We start from the raw sequence: 15,339 nt of genomic DNA, 5'->3' as shown, positions 1-15,339 counted from the left end.
CCTTTCCTTATCACTCTTTATTTTGCGCCAGCGCAGACTTCTGTATAATAAAGATGGATCGATGACCAACAACACAGGAGCGTATCATATGAATGAAATCATCCTGATCCAGGGAAAGGTCAAGTATCAGATCAATCTGGATCCTTCCCTGTGGATTTTTGACGACCGTCGTTTTGAGATGTCTGAGCAGTTCCCCGGAGTGGACGGACTCGGCATGGAGTTTGGACCCTTCCTGAAAAACGCCGAACCGGCGGAAGACGCCACCAAGCTGGTGATTCACCAACGGGGAGGCGGAAGGGTGATTCTGCCTTTGGAACATGCGTACAAATCTGTACTTCAGTTTGCCCGGGCAGGCAAGCCCATCCGTCCCGACGGCCCGGCCCTCCTTTTCCTGGCTGATGGCAGCAACCAAGACCGGCCGGTCGACTGCATCGAGAAGATGGAAGTGGTGTGACATCACCTCATCTCAGAAGCAAAGGAACCCGGCTTTCCGAGCTTCATCGGCAAGCTGGGTTTACTTTCTTCTGCAACAAATTCATAGTCAGAATCATTGGAATCGAAACATTCAACTCTAACGTAGAAGTCCGGAACGATCTGTATCCCGCGTTTTTTATAGAGTGGAGTCTCAATGAACCTCTCCAAAGCCCACCCTTTTTCCGCGCCCCTGACCTTTGCCATTGTCAAGGCAAGTCGATAATGGCAAAGGTTGCAGTAGCATGAACGATTTGTTTTCCCCTCTCGTTTTCCACCTTGCAGTCGGCAAACGCCAGGGTCCGTCCGAGGCGGATCAAGCGGGCTTCAGAGATTAATTCCTGCCCGGTGCCCGCCTCCAAATAGTTCACCTTCATCTCCACCGTCACCGCAGCCTTCCCTTCCGGAAGGCTTTTGTTGATCAAGGAGCCCATAGTGGAATCGGCCAAGGTGGCAGTGATTCCACCGTGGACAATTCCGCCCCGGTTCAACATATAGGGAGTGATCCGGATGTGAAAACGGTAAGTCCCTTCCTCCGTGAATTCTCCGGACAGGCCGAGAAATCCGGAAGGATAGGCACTCCCCCGCTCCCGTTTTTGTCTGACAGCTTGAACCGCCAGCCGTAAAATCTCTTGCTCCTCTTGTGTTCCCGTTTCTGTAATCTCCTTCAAGGCTTGGAACAATTCTGACATGGGATCCTCCTGTTTGCTTCCCTCGGGTAACTTAGAAGCGTTGCGAAAAAGCCACGCAGAGGGAGGGTTGGGTTTCACATGGAGTGATTTTGGATCCAAAGAACAACGAAAAGGTCATGTGAAACCCAATCCCGACCGACCCGGCCAACACTGAGTCACAACGCTTCTAGAGGGACGTGGTTTGGATATAACGGTAAAGCAGCCGATATGTGTTCTCCAATGCATCCCGATGGGTACGCTCAAATGCATGGGAGGCATCCACTCCGGGACCGATCAGTCCGTGGATCAGGTCGTATCCTGCCCGTACGGCCGCACTGGCGTCAGAGCCGTAATGGGGGTAGATGTCCACCCGATGATAAATTCCTTCCCTCTCCGCCAGCTCCGTCAGTTTTTTCCGCAGACCGTAATGATAAGGTCCGCTGGAATCTTTGGCACAGATGGAGACGCAGAATTCATCGGTGGCCTGCCCCTCCCCGATCGCCCCCATATCGACGGCCAAGTATTCCCGTACCCGGTCCGGGATATTGGAGTTGGCCCCGAACCCCACCTCTTCATAGGTGCTGAAATAAACATGAGTGGTGTGGGGCAGCCGAAGCCTCTGTTCCACCACTTGGATGATCAATTCCAGCAGAATGGCGGCGCTGGCTTTGTCATCCATGTGCCGTCCCTTGATAAATCCGCTTTCTGTCACTTCGATCCGGGGGTCAAAAGAAACAAAATCCCCGACTTCAATGCCCAGCTCCCGAACCTCTTCCGCATTATGTACCTTGGCATCCAGGCGGACCTCCATATTTTCCTGCTTCCGTTCCTGCTTCCTGGCATCTTCGTAGACGTGAACGGATGTGTGGGTGGCCAGAATCGTTCCCGTCACCTTCCCTCGGGAACGGGTCTGCACTGTACAATAATTTCCTTCCACAGAGTTCCAGGTAAATCCGCCGATATTGGTGAGTTGAAGCCGCCCGTTGGGTTTGATCTCCTTAACCATCGCACCGAGAGTGTCCACATGGGCGGTCAGGAAGCGGTGAATCTGATGATCTTCCCCCTTGAGAGTGACTAGCAGACCTCCCTTTGCCGCTTGACTCAATGAAATCCGCCCTTCATAAGGAGACAGTTTTCCTCTCAGAAATCGGATCGCCTCCTCGGTATGACCCGTCGGACTGGGGATGCGAACCAGACGAACCAAATGATCGATGATGGCATCGACGGGGTTGGATGGTTCCATGAATAAACTCCTTTCTGTATCGGGTGATCCCCTTAAGTATACCAATAGAAAGCCGCCGCAACAAAAGAAGGAAGCCCTGACGGCTTCCCCCGTCCTTTCAATTCCCTTTGTCTGTGACCAACGACTGCCCGATGAAAGATCAGGAGTGTTCCTCCAAGGAAGAGGCCAATTGCCGCAAACAGTCTTCACAGACATTTCTGCTGCGGTATTGCAGAACGTTCTCCACACTCCCACAAAAGATGCAGGATGGACTGTACTTCTTCAGAATCACTGTGGATCCGTCGACATAGATTTCAAGGGGATCTCTTACGTCAATATCCATCGTCCGTCTCAACTCCACCGGCAATACGATCCGACCGAGTTCGTCCACCTTTCGCACAATCCCTGTGGCCTTCACAAAATTCACCCCCGATTGGTATAGGTGCTGCCCTTTATACACCACTAGATTCCATGCTTTAACCTTAAATCCCTTCTTTTACCGGATGATTGGAAACATTCACCTGAGTGGGAAAGAGGGAATACATCAAATTACGTCGAATCGATTATCACTCATAACTTTGGTTTATATATTCCACCCTATCGAGAGAGGTGATTCAATTTGTGGACAAGTATTGAAAAAACACTGCTGGATTGGATTGGTACCGTGAACGGCTTTGTCTGGGGGTGGCCGACCTTGGTCCTGCTTGTGGGAACAGGGATCTTCCTCAGTCTGAGGTTGGGATTCCTGCAGATTCGGACCCTTCCCTATGCGCTGAAGCTGGCCTTCAGCCCGCATCAGGATCAAAAATCGAAAGGGGATATCTCCCACTTTCAGTCCCTGATGACCGCTTTGGCCGCCACCATCGGAACCGGAAACATCGCCGGGGTGGCTACGGCAGTGGCCACCGGAGGGCCGGGAGCAGTCTTCTGGATGTGGATCACGGCCCTCTTTGGAATGGCTACCAAATACGCCGAGGCGATTCTGGCCGTTAAATATCGTATCACAAATGAAAAAGGGCAGATCTCCGGCGGTCCGATGTACTATATCGAGCGTGGCTTGGGCTGGAAATGGTTGGCTGTCCTGTTTGCCCTGTTCGGCTCGATCGCCGCCTTTGGAATCGGCAACATGACCCAGTCCCACTCTGTAGCCGGGTCAATCAGCCAACTTTCCGGGGACGCGATTCCTACCTGGGTGACCGGATTGGTTCTGACGGTGTTCACCGGATTGGTGCTGTTGGGCGGAATTAAGTCCATCGGCCGGGTGACTTCCTACCTCGTTCCCTTTATGGCTGTTTTCTATATCCTGGGCGGACTCGTGATCATCTTCCTCAATCTTGACAAGATTCCCGGCACTCTTACTCTCATTCTGTCCGACGCCTTCACCGGCGAGGCCGTCGCCGGCGGGCTCCTCGGCCAAGTGATCAAGATGGGAGTTGCCAGAGGTCTCTTTTCCAACGAGGCCGGCCTCGGATCGGCCCCGATCGCTGCCGCTGCGGCAAAAACAGATCATCCCGGCCGCCAGGCTCTCGTCTCCATGACCGGGACATTTCTGGACACGATTGTCGTCTGCTCCATCACGGGACTGACCATTGTCATGAGCGGTACCTACGCAGACCCAAACCTGGAAGGGGCTCAAATCACCATGGCTGCCTTCGACAACGTATTGCCCGTCATCGGCAATTGGACCGTCTCCATCGGATTGATTCTGTTTGCCTATTCCACCATTCTCGGATGGTCCTACTACGGCGAAAAGTGTTTCACCTACTTGTTCGGTGACAAGTCCTCGCTCTATTACCGGATTTTCTTCGTCCTGGTTGTGTTCGTCGGGGCGATGCAAGAGATCAAACTGGTCTGGGATCTCTCCGACACCATGAACGCCTTGATGGCCCTGCCCAACCTAGTCGGTCTTCTGCTCCTGTCAGGCGTGGTCGTCTCGGAGACCAAGGACTTCCGAAAGATCATGCTGAAAGAACAGAGTCAAAAAGCAAAGCAGACCGGGTGATTCCGAATAATCGACCAGCCTGCAACCAACCACAGGTTGGTCGATTATTTACGGTTCCTTCCGGCACGAAGAAGTCGGGCGAACCCCATCACCGCTGCCGAAAGCAAGGTGACCAGCATGGCGGCCCAGACGGCGAAACCGATCACTTCCAACCAGTACATGCCTGAGGGCAAAGGAACCCATTGTACCTGATCCCTCTCTTCTACGGCAACCCGGTCCGGAACCACATTCAACCCGAACACCCATCCCGCGAACAGTCCTGTTCCCGCCACAGTCAGCAGACGTTTTCCCCACTTTCGCAAAAAAAGACCTCCTCTCCGGGACTAGTTGTTCCCTTGATTTCTATGCCGGAAAGTGATGAAGCTTTCCTAAAACGGAATGTGGCTCCCCATGATCCTTGGAAGGACCTGATTCCAAAGAGAAACACCCGCAGACGTTCTTATGTCAGCGGGTGTTTGTTTAATGCAGGCGTGTCGATCCATCGTCCAGAAGTGTTGTGATTAATACGTTCTTGGACGGTCGGGATTGGGCCTCACATCACCTTTTCTGTTCTGACTGCCAAAATCACTCCATGTGAAACCCAACCCTCCCTGTGAATAATTTTTTTCAGATAGGAAACAGAGGCGGAGGGATTTACCTTTGCACTCAGAAAAGTACAAGTCTCGCCTAGCTCGTTTCGCTCCCAGGTCTCGCTATGCACTCAGGAGAGCACAAGTCTCGCCTAGCTCGCTTTCGCTCCCAGGTCTCGCTATGCGTTTTTGGCAAGAGACCCCACTAGCTTCAGCTTCACGTGCGGAGCAAGCGTGGAAGCGAAAGGTCCCCCCATTTCCTGATGAATCAACAGACCTGGTGTTCATGATAGTCACGGGGTGATGCCCACGGCGTTAAAAGCATCAGTCACAGCTTTCACCTCGGCACTTCCTTCCCCGTAAAGGTCAGTGGCCGATTGAATCACCGCATACCGCGCATCCTTGAAATCGGACATCGGGGTCAGATAAACGGTAAGCGCCCGGTAATAGATTTGTCCCAGCGTCTGTTTTCCGATTTTCTCCCCGGCAAGATAGGCGCCATGATTAATAATGGAGGAGTTCACGTGGACGCCTCCGTTATCCAAATGGAGGGGCAAATCATAGAATTCATCCATATGAGAGGGGTATTTGCCCGATCCGTCCCCATAGGGCCAATATTCTTCTTTCACCTGGAATTTACCCGGATTCTCCAGACTGCGGAGGGAGGTGCGCCCGGAAGCGATGGCCTCGGGGGCCATGACCTCCTCCCCGATCTCCCAGTTGGCTTCGTCCACCAGCGCGCCAAAGATGTCGGAGAAGGCTTCATTGAGAGCGCCGGGTTGATTTCGGTATACCAAGCCGGCAGAGTGGGTGGTCACTCCATGGGTCATTTCATGGGCAGCCACATCCAATCCCGCTGACAGGGGAATAAAGTAACTGCCATCCCCGTCCCCATAAGTCATTTGTTTTCCATTCCAGAATGCGTTGTTGTAATCTTCCCCGTAATGAACCGTGGAGACGATAGCCATCCCTTTACCGTCGATGGAGTTCCGGTCGTGCTCCCGGAGAAAATACTCATAGACCCTCTCGGAATTATAGTGGGCATCCACTGCTGCCCGGTGGTAGTCATCTTTCCAGGAAGCACTCTTATTCTGAAACAACACTCCCGGCAACGGGTGGGTTCGGGAGTCCCACCGGTTTTTGAAGTCATAGGTCAGGATATCCTGCATCCGGGGGCGCCGCGTGATATCCCTGAGATAAAAGATGGATCCTCTGTCGCTGTGATCCTTGGCCAAATTCAGCTTGCGCCGGGTTCCTTTTACTCCGACACCGACACCTGTGGCATGCTTCAGTTCATCGGCATCCATGATCGCATTATACTTATCGATGACTTTCCCCGTTTTGGCATCCACATAGACAAACCAGTTGCCCGGCTCTTTGCCGAGGAAATTGAGATTCACTTTGTAGGTGAGAATGCCTTTCCCACCGGAAGGATAGACCACCTGTTCCGTCACCGGTTCTTCAAAAAGATGCTCCGGAGCACTTACGGCTTCTTTTGCGACTTTCACAGCAGCTTTCCTGGAAATCGCCACCCGGGTATTCAGACTCTGGTCGTCTGTTTTCTGATCGATCTGACCGTTCACCGTCCGGACTGCGCCTTTTTTATCCGTATGTACGGTCAGGACAGATCCTTCCACAGGAAATCCTTCTTTCATCTGCCGGAAACGGAAGTGCTTCATCCCCAGCTTGTCCTTTTCCGTTTTTTCCAGCTTCAGATCCCGTGACGGTCGGTTCACATGGAAATATTCCCGATGTTTTTCCAGAAACCGGAGAGCTTCCTCTTTCGTATCGACCTCTCCTATGTCGCTCAACACGCCGGTGACAAAAACAGGAGTCCCTTCCCGATCCACCCTTGCCCGCCATTTTCCATTGCTGTACTTCTGAAATTGTTTGACCGACTCACTTCCGTCGGCGTGTACAGCTGCTGTCCATTCCGAAGCCGTTCCCGTCATCAGTGCAGCCGCCAGCAACAGCGTGAATACCAGCTTCTTCATTCCGGATTCCTCTCCCTGTCATTATTTTTTGAGGTTTGCATGACCTTCAAGCCACCCTTTATCCATTTCTTTAAACTTTCGGAATATCCTTCCGAAAAGAAAAAACAGGCCATCGATTACCCAGAAAATGAGCGTAAAAAGAGAGAGGTGTGTTGCCGATCAACATGCCTGTTTTGGCCTATTCGTTCCACCAAAAAATAGAGCCCTCTTCTTCGAGGACTCTCTCTGGCATCATTTCAGGTTTTCCGGATTGAGGGGTTCCAGGTCGGGAACGACGAAGAGGCCGTCTTTGCGGATCAATTCCCCATCGAAATAGATCTCCCCCCCGCCGTAGTCGGAGCGCTGGATGTTGACAATATCCCAGTGGATGGCGGATTTATTACCGTTATTACACTCCTCGTAAGCCTTGCCGGGAGTGAAATGGAAGCTGCCGTTGATTTTTTCGTCGAACAGTGTGTCCAGCATGGGATGTTGGATGTAAGGGTTGAGTCCCAGACTGAATTCCCCGATGTAACGGGCTCCTTCGTCGGTATCCAGGATTTTGTTCAGCTTCTCCGTCTCATTGGCGGTGGCCTTCACAATTTTACCCTCTTTGAACTCGAAGCGGATTTGATCAAACTTGGTTCCTTGATAGACGGTGGCGGTATTGTAGGTGAGAACTCCATTGACGGAATTGCGAACCGGAGCAGTAAAAACTTCCCCGTCGGGGATATTGACCTCCCCGGAACACGGGATCGCCGGCAGTCCTTTAATCGAGAAGGTGAGATCCGTGCCGGGCCCCTTGATATGAACCCGGTCCGTCTTCTCCATCCGTTCCACCAGGAGCTTCATTCCTTCTCCCATCCGCTGATAATCCACAGTGCATACATTGAAGAAAAAGTCCTCAAAGGCTTCGGTGCTGGTCCCCGCCAGCTGAGCCATAGACGGATTGGGGTAGCGCAGGACCACCCACCGGGTGTTGTTGACACGTTCTTCATGGACCAGACTGTTGTAACGCTCAACATAGATTTTCATCCGATCCGAAGGAACATCCGCCAATTCGTTGATATTCTCCCGCCCACGGATGGCTACATAACAATCCATCGCTTTCATCCGTTCATAGTCAAATCTGGCCAACAACTCCATATGTTCCTCGGTGGTTTCCAAAAGCTGTGCCCGCAACAGCGCATCGCGGTTCACCTGGTAGAAAGGGAACCCTCCCGCGCGATACACCTCGGCGATCAAGGCCCGAGCGAGCTCTTCCCGCTCTCCGAACAGATCGATCAGAACATTCTCCCCCGGTTTTACTTTCATGGAGTGGGTGACCAACAAACGGGCCAATTCATTGACACGTGGATCTCGCATAGCTAAAACCCCTTTATCCTGTGATATAGTTCTTTTTCGAGCCGGGTCGGGATTGGGTTTCATATTCCGCTTTATTGGTTCCAACGAGCAAAGACGCTCCATGTGACACCCAACCCTCCCTGTGACAACTCTTTCACAACACTTTTGAGCTGTATGATTTTGTGCCCTTTAGTCCATGGAGACGACACAATGAAGCAGATCTCTTTTTTCCGCTATTCATTGTAACATCCTCCACCCCCATTTGTCAGAAAAGGACGGGACCGTTAGAATGGGAAGAGAAGTTGTGCGGCAATATCAATTCCCATGGATGTTGGAGGAATAACGATGTTTCAGTTGAAACGGGTGGAAGGCAATAAAGAAGAACAGTACCGGAACCTGTTGAGCCAAGCGAGGAGTTTGTTGGCCGATGAACGGGATTGGGTGGCCAACCTGGCCAATACGGCCTCCCTCTTGTACCATTCCTTGGAGGAAGTGAACTGGGCCGGCTTCTACCTGTTGCGGGGAGAGGAGCTTCTGCTGGGCCCTTTCTCAGGATTGCCCGCCTGTATCCGGATCCCCATCGGAAAGGGAGTCTGCGGCACCGCTGTCCAGGAGAGAGCCACTCAGCTTGTGCCCGACGTTCGCCAATTCCCCGGCCATATCGCCTGTGACGCCGCATCGCAATCCGAAATCGTGATCCCGCTGCAGGTGGAGGGGGGCATTGTCGGGGTATTGGATGTAGACAGCCCCGTTCCCGATCGTTTCGATGAGGTGGATCGTGACGGTCTCGAAAAACTGGCCCGGATCGTGGAAGAATGCATCGATTGGTCCAAAATGGCATAAGCAGAGGCCGCCATAAAAGGGGCGGCCCTTTTCCATCACTCCATATAGATGCGATAAGCCCGACGGATCTCCTCTTTCATCCACTCGGGATAGGGAGCTTCGTCCAGCTCCTCCATCCGGGTCCAATGAAAGCTGTCGTGTTCGGCACTCAGCTTCACTTCGCCAACCGGTTGCCTGCAGGCGAACTTGATGATGATCAAGTGTTTCTCTTCCTGAAGATCATCATAGATGTAAGCGGGACCCACCACCCGAATGGAAAGGCCCGTCTCTTCCTGAACCTCCCGATACAACGCTTCCATCAGGGGTTCGGAAGGTTCCAGTCCCCCGCCGGGGAAGTCCCATCCGTGGGTATCCTTCGCACTTCGTTCCGCTTTCGACTTGCGCAGGACCAGCACGCGATCCCCGTCGAAAATGATGGCTTTGGCGGCAATTTTGTAAGGTTTTTTCATGCCATCCCCCTTTCCATCCCCTCCCTGACAGGGGTCCATTAACTAAAGCGGAAAAAGGTTCCGGAAGCCCGGGCGATCAACCGCTCCCGTTCATCTGTCACCTTTGTCTCCAGAACCAGGATTGTCCGTCCTTTCTTGATCACCTGGGTTTCGGAGGTCAACCATCCTTCCACCGCCGGCTTCAGAAAGCTCACATAAAGATCCAAGGTGACGGATCGTCGATCCCTCCCCATTTCCTGAAAAACTGTGGAACCCATCGCCGTATCGATAAAAGTGGCGGTCATCCCTCCGTGAAGAATCTTATAACGGTTTTTCAACTCCTCTGTCACCAGCATCCGATGAATGTACGCCTCTGCTTGCTCATCATACCCCGGAGACTGGAAATTCATCATTTCCTCAATGTAAGCCAGCGGGCTGACCCGTGCCCGCTTCAGAGCTTGCACTTGTTTATGAATAGTGTCCAGTTCAATGGCGTTCAAATCCTGCAACTCTTTCAACAATCCGTCCAGAGTCATCTCATACCCTCTTTTCCATCCGTATCCGTTACTGGAATTTGATCGTGTCGTCTGGTGCCTCTCTCCCTCTTTATACCATAAAAAAGCTCCGCGGAAAACGAAAAAGACCGGTGAATGTCTCACCGGCCAAATCAAAATCACTGCATCAAGCATCGTCACCCTTCTCACCAACCACCGGAGACACTGATCTCCTCCCCGGTAATCGAAGCCGCGCCGTCAGAAGCGAGGTAGACGGCACAGGCGGCGATCTCCGACGGCTTGATAAACCGTTTCAGCGCCTGTTTGTGGAGAAGATGTTTATTCAATGCTTCCTCCCTGGAAATCCCCTCTTCCTGTGCCAGATGTGCCAATTGGTTTTGCACCAGCGGGGTGTCCACCACCCCCGGCAGAATCGCATTGCAAGTAATCCCGTCTTCTGCCGTCTCCAGGGCCACCGTCCGGGAGAGACCGATCACTCCGTGTTTAGCTGAGATATAGGCCGATTTAAAGGGGGAGGCGGTTTTCCCGTGGACCGAAGAGATATTGATGATCCGCCCATACCGTTGTTTCTTCATATGGGGGAGCACGTGCTTAATCATAAGAAAGGGACCGGTCAACATCACTCCGATCAGCTGGTTCCACTTTTCAAGGGGAAACTCCTCCACTTTGGCGATGTGCTGCAGACCGGCGTTGTTCACCACCACATCGATGGTTCCCCGCCGGGCGATCACCCTGCCCACCAATTCCTTCACCTGAGTTTCATCAGAAACGTCCACCCCCCACCCCGAGGCTTCTCCAACCGTCGATCCGGCAATATTGCGGGCCGCATCCTCCGCAGCGTCCCGATGGAGATCGGCCAGGATCACATGATCCCCTTCTCTGGCAAAAGATTCCGCCACACTGTACCCGATTCCCCGGGCCGCTCCAGTCACCAGCACCGTCCGTTTTCTGTCCATTTCCCATCCACCCTTTCCAAGATTTCAAGTATGTCTGTATGGTTGTTTTTGGTGGGGAGCGGGAAAATCGCGTATCATCTCTGACAGCTCATACCCCCCTTTTCACACCCCACTTTTAAACATTTCTGACTCAGACCAAGCCTGTGACCAGAGACAACAGAATGATCGCCGGCACCGCCAAGGTTTTGATCACTGTGATGGCAAAGATATCCGGGTAGGATTGCCGGTGGGTCAATCCGCAGATGGCCAACAGTGTGATTACCGCTCCATTATGAGGGAGAGTGTCCATTCCGCCGGCGGACATAGAGGCCACCCGATGCAACAGTTCGGGATCGATTCCCGCCGTCTGAGCCCATGCCAGATACTGGGCTCCCATCGTATCCAAAGCGATGCTCATCCCTCCCGAGGCGGAACCGGTAATCCCCGCCAGGATGTTGATGGAGAAAGCCTCAGAGATCAGGGGGCTGGTCTTCATCGTGACCAGGAAGTCAGCCACCGCCTGAAATCCGGGCAGGGAAGCGATCACGTTTCCAAAACCGACTTCAGAGGCCGTGTTCATAATGGCCAGCAGGGAGCCAACCGCCCCGGCGGCCAGGGTTTGGGACAGACCGAGACCTGATTTGGCCTCTTCCGTTCCCAGAGACTCCCGGTTTTTCTTCCAATAGATCCAACGCAGCAGAATGGCAAATGCCACCCCCAGGATCAGCGCCAGAATCAGTGACCAGATGCCCAGGACCTGATCGATGTCCAATCCTTCATACTGTGCAATGATCGACTGAGGATACCATCCGGGCAGCACGACATAGGTGAACAGGGCATTTCCGCCCAATACCAACACTAATGGAATCAAAGAGAGCCAGAAGGAAGGCAGTTTCTCCCCCTCCATGATTTCCGGTTCGTTCAAGGTGTGATCCCCATACCCTTCCCCCTTGGCCATCAATTGGTTTTTCCGGTGGTACAACCACCACAGCCCGAGACCGGCCACCAACAGGCCACCCACGGTCCCGATCACTGGAGCGGCGAAAGAAGTCGTTTTGAAGTACGCTGTAGGGATAATGTTCTGAATCTGTGGACTCCCCGGAAAGGCATCCATGGTGAAGGTGAATGCCCCCAAAGCAATCGTGGCAGGAACCAGCCGTTTGGGGATGTTGGCCTCACGAAACAGGGCGGCGGCAAAGGGATAGACCGCAAAAGCCACCACAAACAGACTGACGCCGCCATAGGTCAAAATGGCACCACTCAACACCACTGCCAGAATCGCCTGGTTTTTTCCGAAGGTTCCCGTCAGCCCCCGGGCGATCGAGCGCGCGGCCCCGCTGTCCTCCATCAACTTGCCGAAGACGGCCCCCAACAAAAAGATCGGAAAATATAATTTCACATAGTCCACCGCTTTGACCATAAAGACTTCCGTATAAGTGGGCAATAGGGGCAACCCTGCCATCACTGCCGCCAACAGGGCGAAAACGGGCGCAAACAGAATCACGGGATATCCCCGGTAAGCGAAGAAAATCAACAATCCCAGCGCCAAAAAGATACCCAGCACTCCCAACCTGAACACTCCCCTTTCCTGAGTAAAACCAATAGAGTATGACCCCGCTCTTATTTACTTAGCAATTTTTATGCCATAAGAATAAACCGCAATCTTTTGTTATCGAATATCCAGATTTTTGGACCCTGAAAACAAAACCATCAGAATGTTGATCCTCATCGCCTTTTTTGTTGTACAAAAATATGGACTTAAATCTGTTATTTTGGACTAAAGCAGGTTCTCTCCCCGGAGGAACACAACTGTCATCAGAGCTTCCACCAACACTGGGACAGCCCCGGGAAATTCCTGGCGAGGAGAAGTTGCCGGTTCTTTTCTATCACAGAGCGGGCTTTTTCATCGGACTGTTGTGATATCATAAAATATTTGAACCAGTCCAATCCCAGAGAGGAGAACATCGTGAAGAAACGAAAATTAAAGCTCCAAACCCGGATGATCTTGTTGGTCTTAATTCTGATCGTGATTGTGGTTGCAGAGATGGCAATCACCTTTTACATCGGCTTGGTGTCGACAATAGAGGAACAAACCGGAGAAAGGGCACTCAATGTGGCCAAAACCCTGGCTGGAATGCCCGACATCCGAAAAGCTTTTTCCACCGATGAGCCCTGGACCGTGATCCAGCCCATAGCAGAAAGGGTTCGGAGGGAGACCGGCGCTCAATATGTGGTGGTGGGGAACCGGCAGGGGATCCGCTACTCCCACCCCGTACCCGAGCGAATCGGACGGGAAATGGTGGGTGGTGACAATGGGCCGGCATTGGAGCATGGACGCTCCTATATCTCCAAAGCCGTGGGAAGTTTGGGACCTTCCCTGAGAGGGAAAACACCTGTCTTTGATGATGAGGGAAATGTGATTGGAATTGTATCCGTCGGTTTTTTGCTGGAAAATATAGAAGATTGGTCCGAGCTGTATTTCCTCAGGGTGACAGGGTACTTGCTGTTGGGCTTGATCATCGGAACCCTCGGGGCGGTCTATCTGGCCCGGGATATTAAAAAAGCCACGCTGGGGTTGGAACCGGAGGAGATCTCCGCGTTGTACAAAGAACGAAATGCTGTCATCGAGTCGGTTCGGGAAGGAATTATCGTCATCGATCAAGCAGGAAAGATCACCCTGATGAATCAATCCGCCCATCAAATTCTTTCGATACCTGCTCACCCGGGTCCCATCGGCAAACCGATCCGCGATGTCTTGCCCCACACCCGCATGACTGAAGTTCTCCACTCCGGTGAAAAAGAGCTGGACCGGAACTTCACCATCCACGGCAAGGAATTAGTGGTGAACCGCTACCCGATCCGTTCCGGAAAAGCGGGCCCCGTCGACGGAGTGGTGGCCAGCTTCCGATTGAAGTCAGAAATGGATGAACTGAATGAACAATTGTCCCAAGTTTCCCGGTACACGGAAGCACTGCGGGCCCAAACCCATGAGTTCAACAACACCCTGTACACCATCTCCGGCTTGATCCAACTGGGTTCCCACCGGGAAGCACTGGATCTGATCCACCGAGAGACCGTGGCGGGACAAGACCTGATCCAATTGATCATGAAACGGATCCCCGATCCGTGGCTCGGCGGGATTCTTCTTGGATTTTTCAACCGGGCCAAAGAGTTGAAAGTGGAGTTTATCATGGATCCGGACAGTTCCTTACAACACCTCTCCCCCGGAATCCAGCGTCATTGCCTGGTCAGCATGCTGGGCAATCTGATCACCAATGCCTTTGAAGCTGTGGAGCAAAATCCGGAAGGAGAAAGAAAGGTCAAGGTTTATCTGGGGGATTGGGGACAAGAAATTCTGCTAGAGGTGGAAGACTCCGGGCCGGGTGTGCCGGAGAAAGCCACTCCCTATCTGTTTCAACGGGGATATTCCACAAAAACAGGGGATGACCGAGGGTTGGGCTTACCCAAGGTGAAAGAGCTGGCAGAGGAAATGGGCGGATATGTCACGATAGAAAAAGGAGAATGGGGTGGTGCACTGTTCACCATCACCTTGCCGAAAGGAGGAAAATCGGGTGGAGAAAGAGTCGTGTTCGCAGAATCGGAGGATTGAAGTGCTGATTGTGGAAGATGACCCGCGCATCGCAGAAATCAACCGTCGATTTACTGAAAAGGTGGAGGGTTTTTCCGTTGTGGGAACTGCCTCCACCGGTATGGAAGCAAAGGATTGGTTGGAAGTCCTTCGTCCCCAACTGGTGCTGTTGGATAACTATCTGCCGGATGTGCTGGGAGTGGACCTGATCTGGCACATTCGACAGCATTCCCGCAACACCGATGTGATTCTGGTCACCGCCGCCAATGAAACAGAGGTGGTTCAGGAAGCCTTGCGGGGCGGAGTGGTGGATTACATCGTCAAACCGATCCAGTTTGAACGTTTCCGCTGCAGTCTGGAACAATACCGGGATCAGCGGGAACAGATGAAACAAAACGGCCGGATGGATCAATACCAGATTGACCAGTTGTGGAAAGGGGGCTCCAGCCTATCTGTATCCGCTAAACAGGCGGCTTCTCCCCCGTCCGTCCCCAAAGGGATCGATCCCATCACCCTGAAAAAAGTGCAACGGGTCCTTCTGGAAGGCGGCAGTCAAGGCTGGACGGCGGAGGAAGTAGCCTCCCAATTGGGAGCCAGCCGCGCCACTGCACGACGCTACCTGGAATATTTGGTGTCCACCGGCACTCTCCGGGCCGATTTGTCCTATGGTAGCGTGGGACGACCGGAACGGAGATATTTTTTCACCAGCGTCCGCCACTTGGGGTGATACTTTTTTGAACAACCTGTGAACAAAATGAACAAAATAGGAAATATGAT

The 15,339-nt window shown here is 52.7% G+C and carries 16 protein-coding genes; 6 read left to right on the top strand and 10 right to left on the bottom strand.

The annotated features are described in order from the left end of the window. The first annotated feature begins 88 nt into the window (after positions 1–88). Positions 89–454: a hypothetical protein gene (locus IEV46_RS11790; RefSeq protein ID WP_188432755.1), complete on the top strand. Its 366-nt coding sequence runs from the start codon at positions 89–91 to the stop codon at positions 452–454. A 226-nt stretch (positions 455–680) separates the two neighbouring features. Here the strand turns inward: IEV46_RS11790 and IEV46_RS11785 are convergent, their stop codons facing one another. Further along, a complete protein-coding gene (locus IEV46_RS11785) occupies positions 681–1,154 on the bottom strand; it encodes a PaaI family thioesterase (protein WP_373284609.1) in 474 nt (157 codons plus the stop codon). A 49-nt stretch (positions 1,155–1,203) separates the two neighbouring features. Between IEV46_RS11785 and IEV46_RS18150 the strand changes: the two genes are divergently transcribed. After that, entirely contained in the window at positions 1,204–1,317 is a 114-nt protein-coding gene (locus tag IEV46_RS18150) for a cation diffusion facilitator family transporter (protein WP_229736074.1), read from the top strand. Positions 1,318–1,329: 12 nt separating this feature from the next. On the opposite strand, the gene IEV46_RS11780 is transcribed toward IEV46_RS18150, so the two are convergent. Further along, entirely contained in the window at positions 1,330–2,385 is a 1,056-nt protein-coding gene (locus tag IEV46_RS11780) for a M42 family metallopeptidase (RefSeq protein ID WP_188432753.1), read from the bottom strand. Positions 2,386–2,524: 139 nt separating this feature from the next. Next, a complete protein-coding gene (locus IEV46_RS11775; protein ID WP_188432752.1) occupies positions 2,525–2,782 on the bottom strand; it encodes an AbrB/MazE/SpoVT family DNA-binding domain-containing protein in 258 nt (85 codons plus the stop codon). Between the two features lie 225 nt (positions 2,783–3,007). Between IEV46_RS11775 and IEV46_RS11770 the strand changes: the two genes are divergently transcribed. Further along, on the top strand, positions 3,008–4,366 hold the full coding sequence (locus tag IEV46_RS11770; protein ID WP_188432804.1) for an alanine/glycine:cation symporter family protein: 1,359 nt from the start codon (positions 3,008–3,010) through the stop codon (positions 4,364–4,366). 44 nt (positions 4,367–4,410) lie between these two features. Here IEV46_RS11770 and IEV46_RS11765 read toward each other — a convergent pair whose 3' ends face one another. From IEV46_RS11765 to IEV46_RS11755, 3 genes are all read right to left on the bottom strand, one after another. Then, entirely contained in the window at positions 4,411–4,668 is a 258-nt protein-coding gene (locus IEV46_RS11765) for a hypothetical protein (RefSeq protein WP_188432751.1), read from the bottom strand. A gap of 560 nt (positions 4,669–5,228) precedes the next feature. Beyond that, a complete protein-coding gene (locus IEV46_RS11760) occupies positions 5,229–6,929 on the bottom strand; it encodes a M4 family metallopeptidase (protein ID WP_188432750.1) in 1,701 nt (566 codons plus the stop codon). Positions 6,930–7,160: 231 nt separating this feature from the next. Then, positions 7,161–8,273, bottom strand: coding sequence for an aminopeptidase (locus IEV46_RS11755; protein ID WP_188432749.1), 1,113 nt, complete (start codon positions 8,271–8,273; stop codon positions 7,161–7,163). Between the two features lie 324 nt (positions 8,274–8,597). On the opposite strand from IEV46_RS11755, the gene msrC reads away from it, so the two are divergent. Beyond that, positions 8,598–9,095 carry a free L-methionine (R)-S-oxide reductase MsrC gene (gene msrC / locus IEV46_RS11750; protein ID WP_229736071.1) on the top strand — a complete coding sequence of 166 codons (498 nt, stop codon included), beginning with the start codon at positions 8,598–8,600 and terminating at the stop codon, positions 9,093–9,095. A 35-nt stretch (positions 9,096–9,130) separates the two neighbouring features. Here msrC and IEV46_RS11745 read toward each other — a convergent pair whose 3' ends face one another. From IEV46_RS11745 to IEV46_RS11730, 4 genes are all read right to left on the bottom strand, one after another. Beyond that, complete coding sequence (locus tag IEV46_RS11745) at positions 9,131–9,544, bottom strand: NUDIX hydrolase (protein ID WP_188432748.1); 414 nt, start codon at positions 9,542–9,544, stop codon at positions 9,131–9,133. Positions 9,545–9,582: 38 nt separating this feature from the next. Continuing rightward, positions 9,583–10,059, bottom strand: a complete 477-nt coding sequence (locus IEV46_RS11740; protein ID WP_188432747.1) for a PaaI family thioesterase — start codon at positions 10,057–10,059, stop codon at positions 9,583–9,585. Between the two features lie 164 nt (positions 10,060–10,223). Then, positions 10,224–10,994 (bottom strand): 3-hydroxybutyrate dehydrogenase, encoded by a 771-nt coding sequence (locus IEV46_RS11735; protein ID WP_188432746.1) that lies wholly within the window; start codon positions 10,992–10,994, stop codon positions 10,224–10,226. A gap of 130 nt (positions 10,995–11,124) precedes the next feature. Then, positions 11,125–12,552: a GntP family permease gene (locus IEV46_RS11730; RefSeq protein WP_229736070.1), complete on the bottom strand. Its 1,428-nt coding sequence runs from the start codon at positions 12,550–12,552 to the stop codon at positions 11,125–11,127. Between the two features lie 387 nt (positions 12,553–12,939). Between IEV46_RS11730 and IEV46_RS11725 the strand changes: the two genes are divergently transcribed. Together IEV46_RS11725 and IEV46_RS11720 are read left to right on the top strand one after the other, a co-directional pair. Beyond that, entirely contained in the window at positions 12,940–14,583 is a 1,644-nt protein-coding gene (locus IEV46_RS11725; RefSeq protein ID WP_188432744.1) for an ATP-binding protein, read from the top strand. Then, entirely contained in the window at positions 14,546–15,289 is a 744-nt protein-coding gene (locus IEV46_RS11720; protein ID WP_229736069.1) for a response regulator, read from the top strand. Before IEV46_RS11725 ends, IEV46_RS11720 begins: the two co-directional genes overlap by 38 nt. The last annotated feature ends 50 nt before the right edge of the window (positions 15,290–15,339 follow it).

The sequence above is a fragment of the Kroppenstedtia guangzhouensis genome, assembly GCF_014637345.1.
GTDB classification, from domain to species: Bacteria; Bacillota; Bacilli; order Thermoactinomycetales; family DSM-45169; genus Kroppenstedtia; species Kroppenstedtia guangzhouensis.
Note: the sequence above shows the minus strand (reverse complement) of the source record. Positions and strands in the feature narration are given on the sequence as shown.